The following is a 24523-nucleotide window of genomic DNA, read 5'->3' on the forward strand; positions in this document are numbered from 1 at the left end:
AGATAATAGATTATATAATTTAAGGGGGTAGGAATATGAAACCAATTATAGGGGTTATTCCTCTTTGGGATGATGAAAAAGAAAGTATATGGATGTTACCAGGATATATGGATGTATTAGAAAATAATAATGCAATTCCAATGATACTACCTTTATCTACATGCAAAGAGAATTTGGACAAGTGTTTTGAATTAGTAGACGGTATTTTATTTACAGGGGGTCATGATATAAATCCAAAACTTTATAATCAGAAAAAGAAAGATACATGTGGATTGCAATGTGACAGACGAGATGAAATGGAGAAATATCTATTTGAAAAATCTATTAAAAATAATAAACCTATATTGGGCATTTGTAGGGGAATTCAGCTATTTAATTCTCTATTGGGTGGTACATTATATCAAGATTTAAAAACTGAGTATAAATCAAATATTAATCATACAATGGAAAAGCCTTATAATAGAGGTGTTCATAATGTTAATGTTTTAGAAAATACGATATTACACAAAATAGTTGGTGTAAATAAATTATACGTAAACAGTTATCATCACCAAGCTATAAAAGATTTAGCACCAGGATTAATTGCAAATGCAATATCCGAAGATGGATTGATAGAGGCAGTTAGTATGCCAAACAAAAAATTTGTTATGGCAGTTCAATGGCATCCAGAATTTTTGTGGAAAGATAGTGAGGAAAATAATTTAATAATTGATGAATTTATAAAAAGTATTTAGGATAGAAGGAAAGGGGAAAAATAATGAAAGAGGTATTATTATGAAAATTATAATTTCACCAGCAAAGAAAATGAATATAGATGATGATATTTTTGAGTGTAGAAGTGAGCCTGTATTTTTAAATAAAGCAGAAGAACTAATGAATTATTTAAAAGGTTTATCATATGAAGAATGTAAAACTATGTGGAAATGTAGCGATAAACTAGCTCAATTAAATTACGACAGAGTTTTAGATATGGATTTAAATTATAGATTAACTCCAGCAATATTTTCATATGAAGGTATTCAATATCAATATATGGGACCAAGTGTACTCAGCCAAGATGCAATTGAATACCTGCAATCTAACTTAAGAATATTATCAGGATTTTATGGCATCTTAAAACCATTAGACGGTATTGTTCCATATAGACTTGAGATGCAGGCAAAACTTATAAATCATAAAAATAAAGATCTATACGAATTTTGGTCAGATAATATAGCAAACAATTTATTTGAAGAAGATGATGTAATAATTAATTTAGCATCAAAAGAATATAGTAAATGCGTAAGTAAATATATAAAAAATCAACCAAATATAAAATTCATCACATGTGTATTTGGAGAATTAAAAGGCGAAAAAATAATAGAAAAGGGCACACTTGCAAAAATGGCGAGAGGTGAAATGGTTAGATATTTAGCTGAAAATAATATATCCACTTTAGATGGATTAAAAAGCTTTAACAAATTGGGCTATAAGTATAGTGAAGAAGAGTCTAATAACGATACATATATATTTATAAAATCCGTATAATTAAATGACAATAACAGGAATAATATTTATTTTTTACTAATATTATATATAAATAATTGACAGATTTTATTGGGATATTTTATAATAAAGAAGTTCTAAATAATTAAACGGATTAAAACTAAATAACTCCTATGAGGGAGTAGTTTGCGGCTAAGCCGTTGTAATGTCGACATAATGATTGCAAAATCCGGTATTACATTAAAAAGCGAGACTCATGGATAATAAAGTGTTTTATTAAAAAACGCTTTATTGTCTATGGGTCTTTTTTAATTTTAAAGGAGGGAAAAATAATGGGATTATTGGAACTTTTTATACTAGCAGTAGGGTTATCGATGGATGCTTTTGCTGTATCAATTTGTAAAGGTCTTGCTTTACCAAAAATAAACTTAAAATCAGCAGGAATAGTTGGGTTATGGTTTGGAGCATTCCAGGCATTAATGCCGCTAATTGGCTATCTACTTGGAGTAAATTTCAGAGAGTATATAGTTAGCGTGGACCATTGGATAGCATTTATATTACTAGCTTTAATTGGAGTTAATATGATTAAAGAGGCATTAACTGAAGATGATGAGGAAGAAGAAACAGAAATAAGAAACTTAAAACGTAATGCAGAAGAACAATGTAATATATCATATTCTGCTAATTCATGTTCAATATCACCAACAGGTCAAGTTGCATTAAGTAGAGAAAAAGACAGTGTAATGAAAGATATTCTAGGATTTAAAACAATGTTTTTACTTGCAATTGCAACAAGTATAGATGCATTAGCTATGGGTGTAACATTTGCATTTTTAAATGTAAAAATAGTACCAGCAATATCTTTTATAGGTATAGTGACATTTACCTGTTCAGCAATAGGCGTAAAAATCGGAAATGTATTCGGTCTTAAGTATAAGTCAAAAGCTGAAATTGTCGGAGGTGTAATACTTATATTATTAGGATGTAAGATATTAGTTGAACACTTAGGAATTATATAATTGTTAGGAGTTGGGTATTTATTATATCTAACTCCCTATTTTTTAAAATAAAATCAAGTTTTTATAGGATAAATAAACTCAAATGTCAAATTAATAATATATAAAATGTATTATTTTAGGAGAAGAATTTATATGAATTATTGTGAGAAAATCAAAAAATCTATGATTGAAGGTGACGATGACTCAGTTGTAAAGTATATAAAGAAATCTCTTTTAGTAGGATATGATCCAAAATACATATTAAAAAATATTTTAATGGATGCATTAACCTTAATTGCAAAGAAAGAAGAAAAAAATGAGTGTCTTATACCAGAAGTATTACTAGCTATAAATTCATTTAAATCTGGTTACAAAATAATAGAACCCTATTTGAAAGAGAAAGACAAAGATTATGACATAGTGATAGTTATGGGGACTGTATATGGAGATATACATGATTTAGGCAAGAACGTGATAAAGATATTTTTAGAAACGTTAGATGTTAGAATAGTGGACTTAGGTACAAATGTACCTGCTGAAAAATTTGTAGATGCAATTGAAGATAATAACGCAAATATTCTTATGATGTCGTCATTATTGACAACGACAATGGGAGAAATGAAAACAGTTATGAATTTATTAGAAGAAAGAAAACTAAGAAAAAAAGTACATGTATTTATTGGTGGAGCATCAGTAGGTGAGGCATTTAGAGAAAAGATAGGTGTAGATTGTTATACAGATAGCGTTGTAGATCTTATAGACTATTTAAAAAAGAATATGGATAAAATAAAAGAAAACTCTTAAATAAAGGTGGATATTTAGGAGTTTTTTATTTGAAAAAATAAGCATGCCATAAATTTATACGACATGCTTATTAAAGAATAAATATATATTAATTTGAATAATGTTTGTAAATTTAGCTTACTATTTTATAGTAACTTCTAGCTGTAATTCTATAAACTATAGCATAAAAGACTGCGAATAGTAAGAAGCCTCCACAAGTAGCTATAGCATATAATTTTATATTTGTAAGATTTAATATAGCTAGTATCTTAGTTATAAAAGGAAATGCAAATGATACATGAATTCCTGCTACAATAAGTGGCAAGAAGAAAACTGTAAGCACTTGAGAATGTATTGATTGTTTTATTTCCTTATTACTTATACCTACTTTTTGCATTATTGCAAAACGTTCTTTATCATCATATCCTTCAGATATTTGTTTATAATACATAATTAATATTGTAGCCATTGTAAACAGTATTCCTAAGAATACACCTATAAATAATAGTCCACCATTAAGACCAATAAGGTCGTGTTTAGAACTTTCACGGCAATCTATTTTACCATTATAAACATATTTATTTGTGTCTTCTGGATAAGAACTCATAGTTTCTAATCCATCATAGAACTTATCATTTATTTTTAATACAGTATTTGCATCTGCATCTACATTGAAGAAATAGAAATATTGAATATCTGATGCCATTTTACCGTATTCTTTTTTCTGTAATTTATATAGATTATTTAAAATATCCATATCCTTAACTACAACAACATGGTTTTTTGCAACATTGGCAGCTACATATTTATCTATAGGAAAATCTTCAAAATGACCTTTTATTTTAAAATTATAATTAAAGACTTTAAGTGTATCATAGTTATATTTATCTCTGTTAGAGGAGATAAATATTTCATTATCATCTAATTTTTTATTTGAGTTATATAATTTATTATAATCATCAAGAGTGATAAAAGATAAAGTACCTATATCATCAACACTATTAGAATACACAGGGTTAGCCTTATCTATTATATAAGAATTTTCTTTTTCTATACCAGCAAAGTTTAAAGTTGTATATTCCATTTCATCTATTGGCTTTTTATTAAAATCATCGAGTGTATTATTTATCCAAGTTTTTAGTTCTTTTATATCCTTGTCTGAGTGACTAGATGGTGAAAATTGAAATTCAGTTGGATAATAATTATTAATGATATCATTCATTCCGTACCATAAAGAGAATGTAGATGAAATCATTACTAAAACCATGGTAGATAGTATGCATATATTAGCAAGTCCTACTGCATTTTGTTTCATACGATATATCATACCTGATACTGATATAAAGTTTTTTGTTTTATAATAGTAATTTTTATTTTTACGTAGAGCTTTTAATAATACAATACTTCCAGCTGTAAATAAAAGATAAGTACCTATTATTACTAGTATTACAGCTACGAAAAATAAACTTAATGCAGCTATTGGATTAGTAGTTTTAACAGCTATATAATATCCTGATCCTAAACAGATAAATCCAAGTAAGGCAATTATCCATTTTGCTTTAGGTTCTTTTTCACCAACAGAACTTCCGTGTAATAATTCTATAGGTTTAGCAAGATGAATTTGTCTAATACTATTTAAGAATATAACAACAAATATTACTACAAATAATATAATTGTAGTTTTTAGTGATTGTGGTGATATATAAAATCCTAGTGGAACTTTTACTGTAAACATTGATAGTAAGATTAAAAGCATTAATTTATCAAATAAAATACCTACTAATATACCAAAAATTAAACTTACTAAACTTATAATAACTGTTTCACATAGTACAACTCTAGAAATATGCTTTTTCTCCATTCCTAAAATATTATAAAGTCCAAATTCTTTTTTTCTACGTTTCATAAGGAAGCTATTTGTATAAAATAAGAATATTGTTGCGAAAATTCCACATATAATTGTACCTAAAAATAATACTGTAACCATTGAGTCAGTTCCGCTGACTTTACTTAAATCAGGGTTGTTTGATAATGAGCAAATAATGTAAAACATGCAGATTGTCATTATTGATGTAATCATATATGGTATATATGTTTTTGCATTTTTCTTTATGTTGGTAATTGCTAATTTAAAATAAAAGAATTTACTCATTTTTAACACCACCTGTAGCAATCATAGTTAATGTATCTGAAATTTTTTGATACATTTCTTGTTTTGTTGAAGAACCTCTATAAAGTTGGTGGAATACTTTACCGTCTTTTATAAATAGAACTCGTTTTGCAGTACTGGCAGCTTTTGTACTATGAGTTACCATTACTATTGTTTGACCATCTTCATTTATATCCTCGAATAATTGTAATAATTCGTCTGCAGAGTGAGAATCTAATGCACCAGTAGGCTCATCTGCTAAAATTAATTGAGGTTTAGTTATAAGCGCTCTTGCTATAGCAGCTCTTTGTTTTTGACCACCAGAAACCTCATAAGGAAATTTATCTAAAAGAGAGTTTATTCCTAATTTAATTGATAATGGTTGTAAAAGTGAATTCATTTCGTTGTATTTTTTACCTGATAAAACTAAAGGTAGAAAAATATTATCTTTTAGTGAAAATGTATCTAATAAATTGAAATCTTGGAATACAAATCCTAAATTATTGCGACGAAATGCTGAGATTTCTTTTTCTTTTATAGAAACTATATTTTTTCCATTTAGTAAAACTTCACCACTAGTTGGTTTATCTAGTGAAGCTAATATATTAAGTAAAGTGGTTTTACCAGAACCTGATTCACCCATTATAGCAACATATTCACCTTGTTCAACAGAGAAAGATACGTCTGATAAAGCTTGAACGTGGTTTGAACCAAAGCGTGTTGTATAAACTTTCTTTAAATTATTTACTTGCAACATTGCCATTTTAATGACCTCCATTTTATTTAAATTATAGTAATTTCTTATTTATGAGTTAATTATAACAAAATAGGGAAATGCAATACCATTTCTTTGGCTTACATTTCCCCGCATAACCTTACATTACTGTAATTTTAAATTTTAATATAGATAAATATTGAAAAATTAATAATCTCAATAAAAAATTATTCAATATTTATATCAATCATTGATAAATCAAGTATAACTTTAGTTTTTACCCCAACTTCAGATTCAATAGAAATTTTATGTGATAATTTATCTAGTATATTTTTGCATAGATAAAGACCAAGTCCGCTTGCTTTTTTGTTAGTTCTACCGTTATATCCAGTGAAGCCTTTATCGAATATTCTAGGTATATCTTCCTCTGAAATTCCGATTCCAGTATCTTCAATAACAAGTTTTTTATTTTCTAATGGATAAATAGAGACTGTACCTTTAGTTGTATATTTTATCGCATTAGAAAGTATTTGTTCTATTACGAATACAAGCCATTTTTCATCAGTTAAAACTGTATAATTTGTATTTTTGAAATTAAGTGCTATTTTCTTTCTTATAAAAAGAGGAGCATATTTTCTAATAGCTTGCTTTATAATATCGTCTAAATTATATTCTTTTATTACAAAATCATTTTCGGAACTACCAAGTCGAATATATGAAAGAACCATTTCTACATACTGTTCAATTTTAAATAATTCCGATGAAAGATCACTTGAAACTTCACATTCAGAAGTTTGTATTAATAATTTCATAGCAGAAATAGGTGTTTTGATTTGGTGAACCCACATTGTATAATAATCAATCATATCTTTTTGTGCATTATCAGATTTAGATATAAAGTTTTTATATTCATCATTTAAATTTAAGATTAAATTAGTATAATCATCTTCAATTAAATTTTTTGGAGTTGGTAAATTATTTAAAGAAATATAAATTTCATTTTGTAATTTATATAATGCTATATGTTTTTTATAGTAATTTATAAAATTTATACATATACAAATTAAGCCAATAAAGCAACACAAAAGGGAAGCATATATTACTGGTTCAGTAGATATATTATATAAAACGAATACTAAGGAAAATACTAATGTAAATAATATAAAAAGAAGAATAGGTTTTATATATTGCTTTATATATTTTGATATTATGTATGTAAATTTAATTTCATAATTATTCATAATAATTCTCCTTATTCAATAATATATCCGATTCCTTTTTTTGTTTTGATAAAATTAGAGAGACCAACTGACTCTAGTTTTTTTCTTAGTCTAGTCACATTTACATTTAATGTATTTTCTTCAACATAGTTATCTGTTTCCCATAATTTGATCATAAGGTTATCTCTACTTACAGTTTTTCCTTTGTTTTCTAGTAGAGTTTGTAGTATTTTATACTCATTTTTTGTTAATTCCACTTTCTCATCATTATGAGAAATAGAGTTATCATTTATATTTAAAATTGCACCATTATGTTCTAGTAAGTTTGTCTGAGTAGAGAATGAATATGTACGTCTTAGTATAGCTTGTGTTTTTGCGATTAATACATGTAAATCAAATGGTTTTGATATAAAATCGTCACCACCCATATTCATTGCCATAACAATATTCATATTATCTGAGGCTGATGATATAAATACGATTGGAACTTTAGAAAGTTTTCTAATTTCGCTACACCAGTGATACCCATTGAAAAATGGAAGAGTGATATCTAATAAAACTAGTTGTGGGTTAAACTCTACAAATTCAGGGATTATATCTTGAAAATTAGTTACCTTTTTTGCTACAAAGCCCCAATTATTCATTTCTTTCTCAATAGATTTTGCAATAATCTCATCATCTTCAATAATTAAAATTTTATACATGTTGCCCTCCTTTAATATATTTTTTAAATAAACGTATATTTTAATTTATTGTAAATTTAATAATTTCTCGTGATAAAAATTATATATTTATTTTGACATTTTAACATAAAATCCTTGTAACTAAAATTAAAATAAAAGAAGGACAAGAAATTATGGAATAAATTTTATAAAGAAATAATATATTATAGTATGTTTTAAACATTTAAAAGGAAAGCGGATAGGGAGCGGGACTATCTTCTTTCTTTTATTTTTTTGTAATTTCGAGTATATATTTTTAAGTGATTAATTAAAAAAATACATATAGTAAATAAAGAATAAAATGTAATTTAAATAAAATTAAATAAAAAAGCAAAGTAAGGAAAATTGTAAAACTAAAACTAAAAAAATTTTAAAAGTTCTGAAGGGAATTTTATCAAAAGATAGAATTCTTATAATAAGATTATCTTCCTTAATATTTTCAATATACATTTCAATCTCAAATATTGATTAAAATTTAAATGTTTAACGATAAGTTATGCTTTTAAATTTCTTAGAAATTTTGATAAAATCGGATTGAGTAAATTTACAAGGTTCGAATTTTAGAAAAATTCTAGTTGGTGATATACACCAACTATTTTTTTTGTAAAAACCTAAAAACAAAAGAAAGTTACGCCTATTAAATAAAAAATAACTAAAAACGTATAAAAATTGTAAGTTTTTAGACTATAATATAGTATAGGAAGTTTATTTTAAAGGAGGCATGTTTTATGAATAAAGTGTCGTATCCAAGAAATAAGGTTTTAGGTGGTATTTGGGGATTAATAATCGGTGATGCTGTAGGAGTACCATATGAATTTACACCTAAAGAAAACATTCCAAACATAGATAAAATTGATATGGTAGCACCAGATTATTTTAGAAAGACGTATATTGATATACCTTTTGGTACATATTCAGATGATAGTGCACAATTTTTGTGCCTTATTGATAGTTATATAGAATGTGATGGATTTGATATCGACAATGCAGCAAAAAAACTTTTAGCATGGGTATCTCATGGTTTGTGGGCTGTTGATGGTGAAGTTTTTGATGTTGGAAGACAGACCTTACAGGCATTAACTGAGTATGCAAGAGGAACAAGTCCTAGATATTCAGGGCTATGTATACCTGAGGGAAAAGGAAATGGAGCTTTGATGAGGACTCTAGCTTTAGCACTTTTTGAAGAGGGAAGTGATGAACAGTTAGTTTTTGATTCTCATGAACAAGCAATGATTACACACGGAAATATATGTAATCATGTATGTTGTGCATTTTATAATTTAATCGCAAAATACTTGCTCGAGGGCATGGATTTTGAAGAAGCATATTCAGTAGGGATAAATTCTCTAAAGACAATATATAGTGACAATAAGAGTTATTTAGATGAATTTGAAAATAATATTTTACCCGACGGAATAATAGAAGAAAGAGGAACAGGATATGTTATTGACTGTCTAAAGAGTGCTTTTAAGGTTATAAGAGAAAGCAACTCATATAAAGATGCTATAAAAAAGGCTATAGCTTTGGGCAATGATACTGATACAACGGCTGCTGTTGTAGGTGGACTTGCAGGAATTATATATGGATTTGATGATATACCAACTAATTGGTATGACCAACTTAGGGGAAAAGAAAAAATACTAGAATTAATGGATAAAATAAGTTTTGAGAGTATCTAGATTTATATCTAGGTATTTTTTTGCACATATTTTATAAGTATAATAAAATTAGATCATTTCTTTTTTAAAATAAAAAAGACTAAAGATAAATTTGCATCTGCAATAAATCTACAGTCTAAAAAACTATTTAATTAAGAATTTTTTATAGACATTTCATCTATAAGTTCATCACTTAATGAAATTATTTTTTCAGATATTTTATTTCTTTGAACTTTTAAAATATGACTATATAATGGAAAAGCAAGAAGCATTCCGCAAAGACCAACTATTCCTATTATAATTCCCTGAATAAATTGACTATCTTTCCATACTAAAACGCAACATAATCCAAATCCAAATATTAAAGAACTAATTAAGCCGACTACAATTGATTGGATAGTTGCCTTTCTTGTGGCAGACTCATCAAGTTTACGTATTTTATCGAGTTTATTTTCTGTTTTAGGAAGATATTTAGTACGTATTTCTTCTATTTCTTTTTTTTTGTTTTGCTGAATAACTATACACAAATTTTTCATCTTTACTCATATGTTTTCCACCTTATATTTTTATATATTATAAATTTTATTTTTATTAAGATCTAACTTTACTGTGAAAGTTGTCCCTTTTCCTAATGTACTTTCTATATAAATGTCAGCATTCATAATATCTATAATTCGTTTAACTAATGCAAGACCTAACCCGTTTCCATTTGTAGCATGGGAAGTATCGCCTTGATAAAATTTTTCAAAAATATGTTTGCCGGTATCTTTGCTCATACCGCAACCTTTATCACTAATTGATACAATTATAAAGTTATTTTCACTTTTCGCATTTATGCTTACCTCACCACTATCTTCAGTAAATTTAAATGCATTAGAATAGAGATTGTTTCAGATAATAGATGTAAGTTCCTTGTCGGCATTTAACATTAAATTTTCTTCAATATCTACATCTATATTTATATTTTTTTCTTCCCAAATACTTTCAAAACACAGTAAACACTCGATAAGTTGTTCACTTAAATTATATTCACTAGTTTCAAGAAATATTTTTTGATTTTCTAATTTATTAAGTTTTAAAATATTAGTAATTAAATTAGATAAATTTTGTAATGTTTCATAAATTGATTTTGAGTATTCTTTTCTTTCTAAATCTGTTGTAGGCTCATCTTGCATTAAAGCAGAGTAATTTTGAATAATTGATAACGGTGTTTTAAGTTCGTGCGAAACATTAGATATAAAATCTGTACGGAGAGTTTCTATACTGCCTAATTCTCCTGCCATTTCGTTGAAGTTATCAATTATAATATCTAATTCGTTTCTTTTTCCGAATGTATCCATTGGTTCAATTCTTACATTAAAATCGCCATTAATTATTTTTTTCGTAGCATTAAGAATTTGTTGAACAGGTTTTACAAGATAGTCATCTATCTCTAAACTAAAACCGCGAAGTTTTGATTGTATATCATCTTTTGCTGTTAGAAATAAAAGTGGAATGTTTTTATCAATATCTCTAACTGATTTTGCAAATTCAAATCCATCAATACCTGGCATCATAATATCAGAAATAATTAGATCTATATGATTGTCATACATCACATCATATGCATCATTGGCATTTAGGCATCCGATAGCATTAAAGTTATTTTTTATTAAATAAGAACAAATAACATTATTCTGGTGTTTTTCATCATCAACTACAAGAATATTAATCATTAAAAATTACCCCAATTACAATAAGTATTTAGTTAAATATATTTTAATCTTATTGATTATTTTGAATTATAACATAGAGTTGTTAATGTTTTGTTAAAGTATAGAAGGATTTGTAATTTTATATAAATATGATATTTAATATGAATTAATATTTCGTTGACATATTTTTAAAAACTTTTAAATAATGAAATTGGATAATATAGCTATAAAATTGATAAAATAAAATAGAGGAGATGGATTAAATGTTAAATTTATTAAAAATAAAAGCAATAATATTAGAATGTATTTATAAAAATGCAGAGGATTTAAAAAATGGTATGATGAATAATGAAAATAATATTAAACTTGACTACAGTATTATACATATGTACTTATAAACTACAATTAAAAAGGATGTATCGAAGTATAGAATTTATCTATTTTTCGATACATCTTTTTTAATTGCGCAAGTTTTTTTAGTTATGCTAAAATATTCTAGAGATTATTTAGAAATATATTAAATTTATAAGGGGAATTGAGGAGATAGATATGATAAAAATAATTGCTACTGATATGGATGGAACTCTTTTAGATAGCCAAAAAAATGTTCCGAAAGAGTTAGATTATGTGCTAGATAAATTGGATGAAAAGAAAGTACGATTTATTGTAGCTAGTGGGAGACAATATTATAATCTTGAAAAACAATTTAGAGATTATAAGCATGATTTAATTTATATAAGTGAAAATGGTGCAATGGTTTTTGATAAAGGGGAAATTGTATATTTAAGCGAAATTGATGGAGAAAAGTTAACTAAACCAGTTGAAATTGCTAGAAAAATACATGGTGCATCAATTATTTTATGCGGGGAAAAGAGTGCATATACTGAAAATAAGGGTGAATTTTTTATAAAAAATGCACGTCTTTACTATGAAAAATTACAAGTTGTAGATGATGTCTTAGATGTAGTTAAAGAAGGTAAAGATAAAATATGTAAAATAGCATTATTCCATGATGAAAGCTCTGAAAAATATTTATCTAAAGAATTTGATGAAGTAGAAAATGATTTTTTAATTTCAGTATCTGGTGAGTTATGGATGGATTTTATGAATATTGGTGTAAATAAAGGTACAGCAATAGAGAGAATTCAAGAATACTATGATGTGACTTATGATGAAACAATGGCATTTGGAGATTATCTAAATGATTATGAGATGATGCAAAGTTGTAAATATAGCTATGCTATGGCAAATGCACATCCAAAATTAAAAGAAGTAAGTAATTATGAAGCTAAATCAAATGATGAAAATGGTGTTGTAGAAGTTATAAAAGAGTACTTTGAAATTTAATGATAAGTCAAAAGCATAATAAATTTTATATTGGTATATGAGGGTTAAGTATTAGTATAGGAAAATTAAATACATATTATAAATAGGGAATATAAACAGAAAGAGGAATTGAGATGAATAGAAAAAAAGTCTTAAAAAATATTGTTATAACAACATCTTTAGCATCGACATTGATGTTTGCAGGTATATCAAACACAAGTATAAGTTTTGCAGACGTTATAAAATTAGTTAATACAAGTGTATTAAATGTAAGAAGTGGGGCAGGAATTAATTATAGTAAGATAGGAAGTTTAACACAAGGAACAAAAGTAAATATAATATCAGAAAGTAATGGATGGAGTAAGATAAATTATAACGGAAAAATTGGATATATATCTAGCCAATATGTAAGCGAAGTATCATCAAATCCAGCTCCAGAAACGAATAAACCTAGTAATCCTACTCCAGATAATAATACATCAGGAAATAATATAAAAGAAGTAAATACAAATGTATTAAATGTAAGAAGTGGAGCGGGAACTAATTATAGTAAAATAGGAAGTTTAACACAGGGAACAAAAGTAAATGTAATATCAGAAAGTAATGGATGGAGCAAAATAAATTATAATGGAAAAATTGGATATGTATCTAGCCAATACTTAAGCAAAATATCATCAAATCCAACTCCAGAAACGAATAAACCGGGAAATACTACACCAAGCAATCCGACTCCAGATAATAATACATCAGAAAATGCTTTAAGAGAAGTAAATACAAGTATATTAAATGTAAGAAGTGGAGCAGGAACTAATTATAGTAAAATAGGAAGTTTAACACAAGCAACGAGAGTAAGTGTAATATCAGAAAGTAATGGATGGAGTAAGATAAACTATAATGGAAAAGTTGGATATGTATCTAGCCAATATTTAAGCAAAATATCATCAAATCCTAAATCTGTAATACTTGATGTTCCACGTATAAGTCAATATCCAGATTTACCAATGGGTTGCGAAGCAACTTCACTAGCTCAACTTTTAAGATATAGAGGAATACCTGTAACAAAAACACAAATGGCAAAGGAAATGCCTCTGTCACCAAATAAAAATCCAAACTTAGGATTTGTTGGAAGTCAATACGAAAAACAGGAAGGCATATTCCAAACAATATATCCACCTGCACTAGAATCACTTGCAAAAAAATATAGACCAAATAGTGCAGATATTACAGGTGCAAGTGTAGAAGAGTTAGAGAAAGAATTAATGAAAGGGAATCCATCAATTGTATGGGTAACAGCATATTGCAGAAATCCAGAAATGGGTTATTGGTATGAAGGTACACCAGACCAACTATGGGTTGCTAAAAATCTTCATGTTACAACATTAACTGGATTTGATGAAGATTATTACTATTTAACTGATCCAGGTATAGGAAAATTAAAAATAAAAAAATCCCAATTTAAATATGTTTATGACACTATTGGTAAAAAAGCAGTAGTAGTTAGATAAAATTATAAAGAGGGCTGTCATACTATAAAATACTATAGGACAGCCCTTTTTGAAATTTATTTATTTGGACATAATAATTTAGAATAAATAGATTAGTTTTAATATGGATTTTAATATAGTATATTTGTGAAAGAGAGGAATATTGATGTTTATAGATAGTGAAGATATAAAAAGAGTAATTCCTGAAGTAATAAAAATCAGAAGACATATACATATGTATCCAGAAATTAGTGAGCATGAATACGAAACATCCAAATATATAAAAAAATGTTTAGAAGAAATAGGATTAGAAGCAAACTTTATTGGAGATACAGGAGTAGTATCAATGCTTATGAATAATCCAGAATTTCAAACTGTTGGATTGAGAGCAGAAATGGATGCATTGCCAATAGAAGAAGAAACAAATTTAGAATTTAAATCTAAAAATAAAGGAGTTATGCATGCATGTAGCCATGATGGAATTGTAGCTACTGCATTAGGTGTGACAAAACTGCTTTATGAGCATAAAGATGAATTAAAATGCAATGTCAAATTTATTTTTGAGCCAGCAGAAGAAGTTGGAAGAGGGGCTAAAAAACTTATAAAAGAAAAAGTACTAGAAAATCCAACTGTAGATAAGATGGTGATTTTCCATTATGCAAATTCGGCACCTATAGGAATGGAGATTCAAAAGGGAGTTTCCACCGCAACCCTAGGAAGAGTCAGTATTGAGATAATAGGAAAATCATCACACTGGGGTGAGCCAGAAAAAGGGATAAATGCAATATCTGTAGCTGCAAAAGTCATAGACGCTATAGACAAAATAAATGAAGATTTAAAAGAAAAAATACAGTTTGTACTTGGAATGGGAATTATAAATGGTGGAGTAAAAAATAACATAATGGCTGAAAATGTGAAACTAGAAGGAACTATTAGAACATTTTGCGAAGAAAATCTTGAATATGTTTTAACATACCTTCAAGACAGAATGAAAGAAATTGAAGAAGAAACAAAAGCAACAATTAAAGCAACATTAACTTCACACCTTCCTGCATTAATCAACAATCCTGATTTAGTAAAAATGGGTAGCAAAGTTGGAAAAGAAGTATTTGGAGACAAGTTTGTTTTAGGAGAAAAGCCATTTTTAGCAGGAGATAATGCAGCTTATTATTTTAGATTAGTGCCTGGCGTGAGGATGGTATTCTTTGCAGAAAAAGAAAATGAAGAAAATTATCCACTTCATAATGGCAAATTTGATTTTAATGAAGATATTTTTCCATATGCAGTATGCGCACTTTATAATGTAATTTCAACTATAGAATAAATTAAACTTAATTAATAAACTATGCCTTTTTGATTTTTATATTAAAAAGGCATTTTTATACGGTTAAAAACAAATTTTTATTGATATAATTCATATTAAAGAGAGAATATGTCTAATATATTGTTAATATAGATTTTTTAGCATATTAATATAGTTTAAAACCAAATAATTTAACTGTAACTTTCTTGTTTAATAGGAAATTTTATTATATACTTGTTTAAGGAAATTTATGCAATTTAATTATAAATAATAGTGAATAGGTGATAAAAATGGCAAATGTACAGGATATTGTTTTTATATTGATGCAGGGCTTTTCTGGGGCTGTTGCAGGATATATAACTAATAAATATGCGGTTAACATGATTTTTAAAGAGTATACTCCTTTAAAAATTGGAGGAGCAGTTAAAAAAAATAAAGTGAAATTTATAGAAGAAGTAAGTGAATTAGTAGAAAGAGATATCGTAAACTCAGAAACTTTGATTGGGTCTATTGAAAGCAAAGACTTTTCAAATGTTATCGATGCAGCATGTATTGATTTTGTTACTAATTCATTAAATGATGTCTTTGATGGTGTAAAGTTAAAAGACATTCCTAAAATAAGTTCTAGTTCACAACAATGTGTAACATTTATTGAACAAAATTTACAAGAAGAATTACCAAAATTAATAGATAATATGTCTAATAAAATAGACATAAAGAAATTAATTCAAAAAGATCAGTTAGATAATATAAGTGAAAAAATAGTAAAATTAATCATAGAAGTACTAGACACAGATGAAAAATTAGAAGAATTTTTATCATGTGTATATGATGAAAATAAAAATGAAGTTTTAGCAGATTTTTTAAGTGAAGGAGCTAAAATAAAGTTAATTCAAGGAATAACAACAATTATAAATCAGTCTATTGAAAATACAATTGATGATAAAGAAAAATGTTTAGAATTAATAGAAAAAATATATGCTCTATTAGACTTAAAATCTGTAATATCTAAATTAGAAGAGAATTTAAATCAAAAAACTTTAGAAGATATAGCTGGAGAAGAAGGCTTAAACAATATAAGCAATCTACTATTTGAAAATATAAAAGAATTAATAAACGAAGATACAAATAGAGATAAAGTAAAACAAATTGTATCTGAATTATTGGCTATAGCTAAAGATATGGATGTAACTTTATTTGAAATACTTCCAGAAGAATTAGCAAATTCAATAGTAAGTTATATTAGATTTATTATTCCAGATATCGCTCCACATATATCAAACTGGTTATATGAAAATAAAGAAAAGATAGACTTTATAATAAATACATCAGTTAATGAAACTGTGAATGATGCAGAAGATCCATCATTCAGAGGTATAGTAGACAAATTTGGAAGTATGTTATCGACAATCTCTCAAACATTGAAAATTGTTGATAGAGCTGCAAATATGGTTGATAATTATGACTTATCACCTGAAGATAGCCAAAAAATATACTTAGCTATATCAAAATTCTTTGATGAAACAAGTATCGGACATATAGTTGAACTATTAGAAGATAAATTAAATTTAAGTGATGATGATATTTGTGAAAAGTTATTAAATTTATTTAATGATAAAGGAAATGTCTTAACTAAAAAGATAGTATTTAACTATAAAGATAAGACAATATCAAATTTTGTAAATCTAGATTTAGACAAAATATTTAAATCAAGCATTACACCTTTAATTTATAACTTTATTAAATCTAAAAAAGATAATATAGAAAAAATAGTATCAATTTTAGTAGAAGAAAAAACTAATAAGGTACTATCTAATAAAATAGAAAATTTAATTTCAAAAGAAAAAGTTAGAGTACTATCTGAAAAATTACCTAAATTAATTGCAAAATATCTAGGTAATAACAAAAAAATATGCAAATTATATATAGAAAAAATAGTATCTTCATCTTTAGATAATATAGACTTTGAAAATATAATAATAGAAAATAAAGAATCGATAATTTTATTAGCATGTAATAAATTTAATGATTTAGAAAAAACAGTTATAGAACAATTAAAAAATAAAGAAGTAAAAGATGTTTTAGGCTTAATTAAAGATAAAGAAGGATTTAGTTTATCATTAAGTCAAAAACTTCATAAAGGTCTTGTTAATAATGTAGAAAAAGTAATAGATAATAACGTAAAAAGAGTAATCTACAACAACTTAATAAAATTAGATGAAGATGAAATTTGTAATATAGCACAAAGTTTTATGGGTAAACAGCTTAAACCATTATCTTATTTTGGAGCTTTATTAGGAACTGTAGCAGGGTTAATATTTGCATTTGGAATAAATGGAACAATAAATAATCTAGGTTTCTATAACAGATATCAAACTACAATAATGGCGTGTGTTCTTATGGGATTAGTAGGAATACTTACAAATGTAATCGCATTATGGATGATATTCCACCCATATGAAAAAAATAAATTTGTTGCAAAAATACCTCTATTTAGAGTATTTTCACAAGGGTATATACCTGCGCACAAAGAAGGCTTTGCAAATGGTATGGCATACTTTATAGATAATGAACTTTTAAAAGGTAAGAGGGTAGAAAGTTTATTTAATATCAAAAAAGATAAATTTTCACAAAGTATCTTTAACTTTGTATCTAAAAACAATTTTAAAATGTTAGTAGATATAGCTAGTGAAAAGAAAAATCAAATAAGCAAATTCTTATATCAATTTATTATAGATAAATGCAAACAAAACAAAACAAAAATTGCCCAAGCTTTATCTAATACAGCAGAAAATGTAACTTTAGATGAAGTATTAACTAAGAAAAAGGCTATTAGTGTATCAGAAAACTTCTTATCAAATTTAGATAAATTAGATGATGCAGTAATAAAATTTGCACAAGAAAAAATTGATAGACAAAAAACAATAAATAACTTATTGCCAGAAGCAGTAGTTCAATCTATAAATAATGGAGTAAATGAAGCTATAGACAATAGTATAAAAACTTCTGTAGATAAAATACTTAAAGAAGAGTTAGTAAAATCATTAATTTTAAATAATGAAGGAATTTATAATGATTTTAAATCAAAAACACTTTATGATGTTATTGGAAGTGAAAAATTATCTAAATTAGAATCAATGGTTGATAAAGATTTAAATAATTATATAGTTATAAATTTACCAACATTATTAGAAAAATCAATAGATGAATTATTACAAAGTGAACTTCATGAAGAGAAAACAATTGGTGAGCTTTTTGGTGGAAGTATAAGAATAACTTTAGATAAAAATTTATACTCAATAACAGCAGCTTTATTAGGAAAAGTAAATAATTATGCCCAAGAAAACAAAGAACAAGTCGTTAATATGGTTATTAATATGGTGAGAAAACAACTTAATTTCTTCGTAAAAATGGCTTATGACTTTATGAATGGAGATAGACTTGTAAGTCTTGTTGTTATAAACATCATAGAGACAAAATTAGAAGACTTTATAAACGATACTATGTATTCTACAATAAAAACAACTTCTATATGTCTAAAATCAGCTATATACCCAACTACAATACAACATGTTGGCTTTGTAGCAGAAGATGTAAATACAAAATTAATAGCAAGTACACTTGCTGAAGACATAAAACAAAATGAAATAATATTTAACAATGTTGATGACTTAGCTTTAGTTACAATTGATAAAGCGAAAGAAATAAAATTATCAGATATATTTAAAGACACAAATATAGAAAATATAGAAAATCTATACAAAGTGTTTGAGGGAGAAATTACTCAAACTTTAAGCTTAGTAAATGATAATTATAACAATAACATAGAGAATATAAATAAATTTATAAATGATTATATTAATCAAAATATAACAGTAAAAATATTAGATGAAAAACTATCGAATATAATAGATATAGATGAAACTCTAGAATTTACGATTAAATCTATACTAGAAAAATTAAATAAAAATATTGAATCTAAAGAATTAATATTAAAATCTATTAAAACAGCTTATGAAAATAACATAGTAGGTATGAAATTAAATAATTTATTAGAACAAAATATTTTACTTTCAGAGATAGAATCATATTTAGATAAACTATTTAATGACTTAGATTTCAATGAAAATAATCAATATATAGTAGATAAAATAGTACTTAACTGTATAGAAAGTGAATTTAAATTTATTGATAAAGATACAAAAGATTACATTGTAAAATGCATAGTAGATGCATTACTTACTACAGGTATTGGATTTACTGTTGATGCTATGAAAGCACTTAAACTTAAAGAAATAACTACAGAACAAGTAGAAATTATGGACCCAAGAGAAATTCATATGCTATTTAAAGCATTTGCTGGTGACTTCTTCATTAAACTATACTTATATGGTTCAATGGGAGCAGTATTTGGTATAAATATGTACTTGTCAATTCTTTTAGGAATAGTGGACTGGTTCTATAGCAAAAAAGTAGATGAATTTGAAATTAGTACCGATAATATATTTAAGGAATAAAATAAAAAAAACTCCTCACTCTATAAATAAATAGAGGAGGAGTTTTTTTATGAAAAAATCAACAGCAATCATAATTTTAATTATAGGAATTTTAATAATATCTATGTGTAATTTTGATGAGGTAAAAGAGGCGTTTGAATTAAATATTATAACTACAACTATACAATCAAAATTAATAAATAAAGACAATAAATATATAAAGGCAGACTTGAAAATACCACAGTTAACTATGGGAAATAAGAGTATTGAAAATAATCTAAATAAAAAATTTGAAACAGATATAATGAGTTTTTATAATAACTCATACAAAGAAGCACAATCTTTTTTTGATGATTTTCCCGAAGCAGAAAATAAATTTATTGTAAGCTCTGATTATGAAGTTAAAAAAAGTAATGACGATATATTGAGTATACTTATTAAATATTATAAATATAGCGGTGGAGCACATGGAATTTATGAATATGTACCATACAATATAGATTTAACATCTGGAAATACATTTGTATTAAATGAGATTTTTACTCAAAATTCAAATTATGAGCAAGTTATAAATGATAAAATAAAATCTCAGATAAAAACTTTAAATAAAGAGCAAGGCCTTCCTGAAGATAGCACACAATTATATGCTTTCAATAAAATAAAAAATAATCAAAAATTTTATATAAAGGATGATTCAATTGTTATATTTTTTGATTTATATGAAATAGCTCCTTATGTAGCAGGTGTGCCAGAATTTATTATAAAAAAAGAGCTTATAAATACCTTGCTAATTCCTAAATACAAAGAAATAATTTTTTATAGTTCTAAAGCTACCACAGTTTAATATTTTATATAAAAAAGTATCTTAGCTATATATAATGTGCCAAGATACTTTTATTTTTAGATTATAGGATGTAATGAAGCAATTTTTGTAACTGCAACATAAACTCTAGAAATTTCATACCAAGTTTTAAAGTCTACTACACCAGTTTGTGGTAATCCGAATATCTTTTGGAATGTTCTAACTGCTTCAGCAGTAGACGGACCATATATTCCATCTTCAGCGACCTTTGGGATAGCTGGGTAAGAGTTAGATATTGCGTTTAATTGATTTTGGATAGTTCTAACAGGAGTTCCTTTAGAACCAATTTCTAATGTTGCTCCAAGAAAAGAAACTGGAACTCCAGATACAATTTGTGCTTCTGCAAACAATATATTATCTCCATAAAAATATTTAAGAATCTCCTCATAATTATATCCTTGATCACCTAAACTCTTACTTCCCCATTGAGTCATTTGGTCAGGACATTGTGTTTTTTGACCATCACAATATTGTGCTAAAAGTGGCTGTCTTGCTGTAGGAGGTCTTTTTATAAATGTATTAAAAACTGTATCTACTACAACTGATATTTCATCAAAAATATTTCTGTTATGAATATACTTGTGGTCATAATTAGTAGTAGATGTAATTGTGAAGTCGTATCCTTGGTTTCTATACCACTCTGTAAAAACTCTATTTAAAGTAAATGATATAATTGCTATTACATTTGCATAAATTGTTTGTTCAGGCCATGTTGGATATATTTCGGAGGAGGCTACATTTTTTATATAAGTCTTAAATGGAACCCAGTAATTTTCAGCGGAAGAGTCAGATGGCAATCCGTCATGAACAACTATAAATTCTGGAACAACTGGATTATCTAATACAACAAATCCTGTTGGTGCAGGAATTGGTTTTAAGCTGTCTTCAGGTATTTTTGGTGGATAATCTCCCCATAAAGTATGTGGTCCTATATCATAAGTGATTTCATTTTGTCTTCTATAAGATCGTCTACTTCTTTGTTTTGGTGTCATCGGAATAGGTTGTCTAGCAGTTACTATAGGCAAAAGTTGTGTACCATCTATAATTATTGTTTCATATCCATCTTTTATAGCTTCGACTATATAGTCAGCATAAGGCTTTGTAGTAGAAGTTGGATCTAATGAATAATCAACATCTGGTGCAGATAAAGGAATATTTACAATTTGACCAGACTCATTAGTTTTTAAGTTTTGATATATAGCAGAAGATGTTGAACCATCTGCATTTTGTCCATAAATATTTATAGTAACATCTTGTATCGGCGCATTAGTCGTTGAATCTACAACGCTTATTGTTAAGAAACCGTCTTGCATTTAATCACCTTCTTTTCTTTTATAACACATAATATAATTTTAGTACCTACCAAGTTACATACTAAAATTGTATTATTATTAACTATATGCAATTTAATAATAACTGTTGAGAAAAAGTAAAAAATTATTGATAATTCTATTATTTATTTTATGAATAGAGCTAGTCTTTTGTGAAAAGATATTTTATAAGAGCAATAACAGAATAAAAGAGAGGAGAAAATATATTTTTATATGTTGGCTTTTTTAATTACATTTCTACCGATAATTAGCTTTATATTATGGGTTTATTATAAAGATAAATATAACAGGGAAAATATTTCTATACTTTTAAAATATTTTATTCTAGGTATAATTCTTAGCTTTTTTGCAATAATAATCGAAAAATTTTTGATAGATAGAAATATATTTGAGGATGATACAAATTTGATATATACTGCATTTGTAATAGCTGGATGTACGGAAGAAATATTAAAAGGTTTAGTACTTTATATTTTTTCAAAAAAAGAAGATTCATATGATGAAAAATTAGATGGAATAATGTATTCTGTTTTTTTATCACTAGGATTTGCAACTGTCGAAAATTTAATTCATATTAATTATGATTCTAAAATGATATTTCAAGTAGCATTTATTAGAGCTATAATATCAATACCAGCTCATATTATGTTTGCAATTACCATGGGATATTATATTTCAAAATATAAATTTGAAAAAAATATAGCTAAAAAAAGACAGAACTTAATTCTAGCTTTTTTAATACCTATATTACTTCATGGTACTTTTGATTTTATATTGATGATACAGTATAAATGGATTATTATAGTTTTTATAATATATATTATAATTTTAGCAACAATTAATTTAAATAAATTTAATAAATATATGTTATATTCAAAAAAGAGATTTTTTGATAGACTAAAACATGGAAAGAAATAAATATGACAGAGAGGAAAAAATTTTGATTAGTTTACCAGAAAGATTTTTAGAAGATGTAAAAGTAATACTAGAAGATGAGTATGAACAATTTATAAATAGTTATAATGAAAAAAAGACAACAGGTATTAGATTAAACACAATGAAAATGACAAAGGATAAGTTTGAGGAATTAAATTTATTTAAGCTAGATCAAATTCCCTGGACAAATGAAGGGTTTTACTATGATGAAACAGAGTGTAAACCAGGTAAAAATCCACTTCATGAGGCAGGAGCTTATTATCTTCAAGAGCCATCTGCAATGAGTGTAGTGCCTAAATTAGATATACAAAAAGGTGATAAAGTACTAGATATGTGTGCAGCACCAGGAGGAAAATCAACATATATATTATCTAAATTAGACGATACAGGACTTTTAGTCTCAAACGAAATAAATCCTATAAGAATTAAGGCATTAGGTGAAAATCTTGAGAGATTTGGTGCTAGAAATTGTATAATAACAAATACCGATTCAGCTCACCTTAGAAAAGTATTTACAGGTTATTTTGATAAAATAGTAATAGATGCACCTTGTTCTGGAGAAGGAATGTTTAGAAAAGATCCAGTTGCAATAGAAGACTGGACTTATAGCAAAGTTTTAGAGTGTCAATCTATCCAAAAAGAAATTATAAGAGATGGATATAAAATGCTTAAAAAAGGCGGAACACTTGTTTACTCAACATGCACATTCTCAAGAGAAGAAAATGAAGATGTTATAGAAGAATTTATAGCAGAACATGAGGGCGCAGTATTAATAGAAATGGAAAGATTATGGCCTCATAAAGTAAAAGGTGAAGGTCACTTTGTAGCTAAAATTCAAAAATTAGATGATGAAGACTGTAGAGTCAAAGAAATGAAAATAAAAAAATTAAATAATGAGATAAAAGAATACAGAAACTTTGAGAAAAAACATCTTAATATAAATGTAGACAACAAATTTATGTTAAGAGGGGACAACTTATACTTATTACCTGATGAATGTCCAAATGTAGATAAACTTAAAGTATTAAGATATGGTTTACACCTAGGAGTATTAAAGAAAAATAGATTTGAACCATCACATGCATTATCACATTATTTAAAAACAGAACAAATAAAACATACAGAAAATATATCTTTAAATGATGAAACTATATTTGATTACCTAAGAGGAAATGTAATAAATACAGGGGAAAGTCGTGGATGGGTAGTTGTAACTGTAGAAGAAATTCCTATTGGATGGGGAAAAGAATCTAACGGTGTACTAAAAAATCATTACCCAAAAGGATTAAGAATAAATTATTAAAAATTTATATTAACAGTTTATTGCACTAAGTAATTACTATAAACCTAAATGGTCAAAT

At 26.5% G+C, this 24523-nt stretch carries 20 protein-coding genes and 1 pseudogene; 13 read left to right on the forward strand and 8 right to left on the reverse strand.

The window, feature by feature from the left end; genetic code table 11:
* Window positions 1-35: 35 nt before the first annotated feature.
* The 4 genes from I4U58_RS02500 (at window position 36) to I4U58_RS02515 (ending at window position 3287) form a co-directional block, all read left to right on the forward strand.
* The gene (locus tag I4U58_RS02500) at window positions 36-734 is read left to right on the forward strand and encodes a gamma-glutamyl-gamma-aminobutyrate hydrolase family protein (RefSeq protein ID WP_195929468.1); all 699 of its coding nucleotides are present in this window, start codon (window positions 36-38) and stop codon (window positions 732-734) included.
* A 40-nt stretch (window positions 735-774) separates the two neighbouring features.
* On the forward strand, window positions 775-1527 hold the full coding sequence (yaaA, locus tag I4U58_RS02505; RefSeq protein WP_195929469.1) for a peroxide stress protein YaaA: 753 nt from the start codon (window positions 775-777) through the stop codon (window positions 1525-1527).
* 290 nt (window positions 1528-1817) lie between these two features.
* Window positions 1818-2504 carry a manganese efflux pump MntP family protein gene (locus tag I4U58_RS02510; RefSeq protein WP_195929470.1) on the forward strand — a complete coding sequence of 229 codons (687 nt, stop codon included), beginning with the start codon at window positions 1818-1820 and terminating at the stop codon, window positions 2502-2504.
* A 132-nt stretch (window positions 2505-2636) separates the two neighbouring features.
* Entirely contained in the window at window positions 2637-3287 is a 651-nt protein-coding gene (locus I4U58_RS02515; protein WP_195929471.1) for a cobalamin-dependent protein, read from the forward strand.
* A 112-nt stretch (window positions 3288-3399) separates the two neighbouring features.
* Here I4U58_RS02515 and I4U58_RS02520 read toward each other — a convergent pair whose 3' ends face one another.
* The 4 genes from I4U58_RS02520 to I4U58_RS02535 form a co-directional block, all read right to left on the reverse strand.
* Window positions 3400-5418, reverse strand: coding sequence for an ABC transporter permease (locus I4U58_RS02520; protein WP_207743803.1), 2019 nt, complete (start codon window positions 5416-5418; stop codon window positions 3400-3402).
* The gene (locus I4U58_RS02525; protein ID WP_195929473.1) at window positions 5411-6178 is read right to left on the reverse strand and encodes an ABC transporter ATP-binding protein; all 768 of its coding nucleotides are present in this window, start codon (window positions 6176-6178) and stop codon (window positions 5411-5413) included. The genes I4U58_RS02520 and I4U58_RS02525 overlap by 8 nt, the downstream gene beginning before the upstream one ends.
* A gap of 179 nt (window positions 6179-6357) precedes the next feature.
* Window positions 6358-7371, reverse strand: a complete 1014-nt coding sequence (locus I4U58_RS02530) for a sensor histidine kinase (RefSeq protein WP_195929474.1) — start codon at window positions 7369-7371, stop codon at window positions 6358-6360.
* Window positions 7372-7382: 11 nt separating this feature from the next.
* Entirely contained in the window at window positions 7383-8054 is a 672-nt protein-coding gene (locus tag I4U58_RS02535) for a response regulator transcription factor (protein ID WP_195929475.1), read from the reverse strand.
* A 746-nt stretch (window positions 8055-8800) separates the two neighbouring features.
* On the opposite strand from I4U58_RS02535, the gene I4U58_RS02540 reads away from it, so the two are divergent.
* A complete protein-coding gene (locus tag I4U58_RS02540) occupies window positions 8801-9751 on the forward strand; it encodes an ADP-ribosylglycohydrolase family protein (RefSeq protein WP_195929476.1) in 951 nt (316 codons plus the stop codon).
* Between the two features lie 131 nt (window positions 9752-9882).
* Here I4U58_RS02540 and I4U58_RS02545 read toward each other — a convergent pair whose 3' ends face one another.
* The 3 genes and pseudogenes from I4U58_RS02545 to I4U58_RS02555 all read right to left on the reverse strand — a co-directional run bounded on the left by I4U58_RS02545 (window position 9883) and on the right by I4U58_RS02555 (window position 11445).
* On the reverse strand, window positions 9883-10266 hold the full coding sequence (locus I4U58_RS02545; RefSeq protein ID WP_195929477.1) for a hypothetical protein: 384 nt from the start codon (window positions 10264-10266) through the stop codon (window positions 9883-9885).
* 30 nt (window positions 10267-10296) lie between these two features.
* Window positions 10297-10605: pseudogene (locus I4U58_RS02550) on the reverse strand (ATP-binding protein); the annotation flags it as partial.
* A 15-nt stretch (window positions 10606-10620) separates the two neighbouring features.
* Window positions 10621-11445, reverse strand: a complete 825-nt coding sequence (locus tag I4U58_RS02555) for a response regulator (protein ID WP_195929478.1) — start codon at window positions 11443-11445, stop codon at window positions 10621-10623.
* Between the two features lie 242 nt (window positions 11446-11687).
* On the opposite strand from I4U58_RS02555, the gene I4U58_RS14220 reads away from it, so the two are divergent.
* The 6 genes from I4U58_RS14220 to I4U58_RS02580 all read left to right on the forward strand — a co-directional run bounded on the left by I4U58_RS14220 (window position 11688) and on the right by I4U58_RS02580 (window position 20877).
* Complete coding sequence (locus I4U58_RS14220) at window positions 11688-11822, forward strand: hypothetical protein (RefSeq protein ID WP_279325544.1); 135 nt, start codon at window positions 11688-11690, stop codon at window positions 11820-11822.
* A gap of 151 nt (window positions 11823-11973) precedes the next feature.
* Window positions 11974-12771: an HAD family hydrolase gene (locus I4U58_RS02560; protein WP_207743804.1), complete on the forward strand. Its 798-nt coding sequence runs from the start codon at window positions 11974-11976 to the stop codon at window positions 12769-12771.
* Window positions 12772-12884: 113 nt separating this feature from the next.
* Window positions 12885-14255 (forward strand): SH3 domain-containing protein, encoded by a 1371-nt coding sequence (locus I4U58_RS02565; RefSeq protein WP_195929479.1) that lies wholly within the window; start codon window positions 12885-12887, stop codon window positions 14253-14255.
* Window positions 14256-14400: 145 nt separating this feature from the next.
* Window positions 14401-15558: a M20 family metallopeptidase gene (locus tag I4U58_RS02570; protein ID WP_195929480.1), complete on the forward strand. Its 1158-nt coding sequence runs from the start codon at window positions 14401-14403 to the stop codon at window positions 15556-15558.
* Between the two features lie 269 nt (window positions 15559-15827).
* Window positions 15828-20054, forward strand: a complete 4227-nt coding sequence (locus I4U58_RS02575; RefSeq protein ID WP_195929481.1) for a DUF445 family protein — start codon at window positions 15828-15830, stop codon at window positions 20052-20054.
* A 49-nt stretch (window positions 20055-20103) separates the two neighbouring features.
* Window positions 20104-20877, forward strand: a complete 774-nt coding sequence (locus I4U58_RS02580; protein WP_195929482.1) for a DUF3298 and DUF4163 domain-containing protein — start codon at window positions 20104-20106, stop codon at window positions 20875-20877.
* Window positions 20878-20933: 56 nt separating this feature from the next.
* Here the strand turns inward: I4U58_RS02580 and sleC are convergent, their stop codons facing one another.
* Window positions 20934-22208, reverse strand: coding sequence for a spore cortex-lytic germination protein SleC (gene sleC, locus I4U58_RS02585; protein WP_195929483.1), 1275 nt, complete (start codon window positions 22206-22208; stop codon window positions 20934-20936).
* Window positions 22209-22439: 231 nt separating this feature from the next.
* Here sleC and I4U58_RS02590 point away from each other — a divergent pair, with 231 nt between their 5' ends.
* Window positions 22440-23144 carry a PrsW family glutamic-type intramembrane protease gene (locus tag I4U58_RS02590; RefSeq protein WP_195929484.1) on the forward strand — a complete coding sequence of 235 codons (705 nt, stop codon included), beginning with the start codon at window positions 22440-22442 and terminating at the stop codon, window positions 23142-23144.
* A gap of 22 nt (window positions 23145-23166) precedes the next feature.
* Window positions 23167-24465: an RsmF rRNA methyltransferase first C-terminal domain-containing protein gene (locus I4U58_RS02595; protein ID WP_195929485.1), complete on the forward strand. Its 1299-nt coding sequence runs from the start codon at window positions 23167-23169 to the stop codon at window positions 24463-24465.
* Window positions 24466-24523 lie beyond the last annotated feature (58 nt).

This window comes from Clostridium sp. 1001270J_160509_D11 (assembly GCF_015667935.1).
Lineage (GTDB): Bacteria > Bacillota > Clostridia > Peptostreptococcales > Peptostreptococcaceae > Intestinibacter.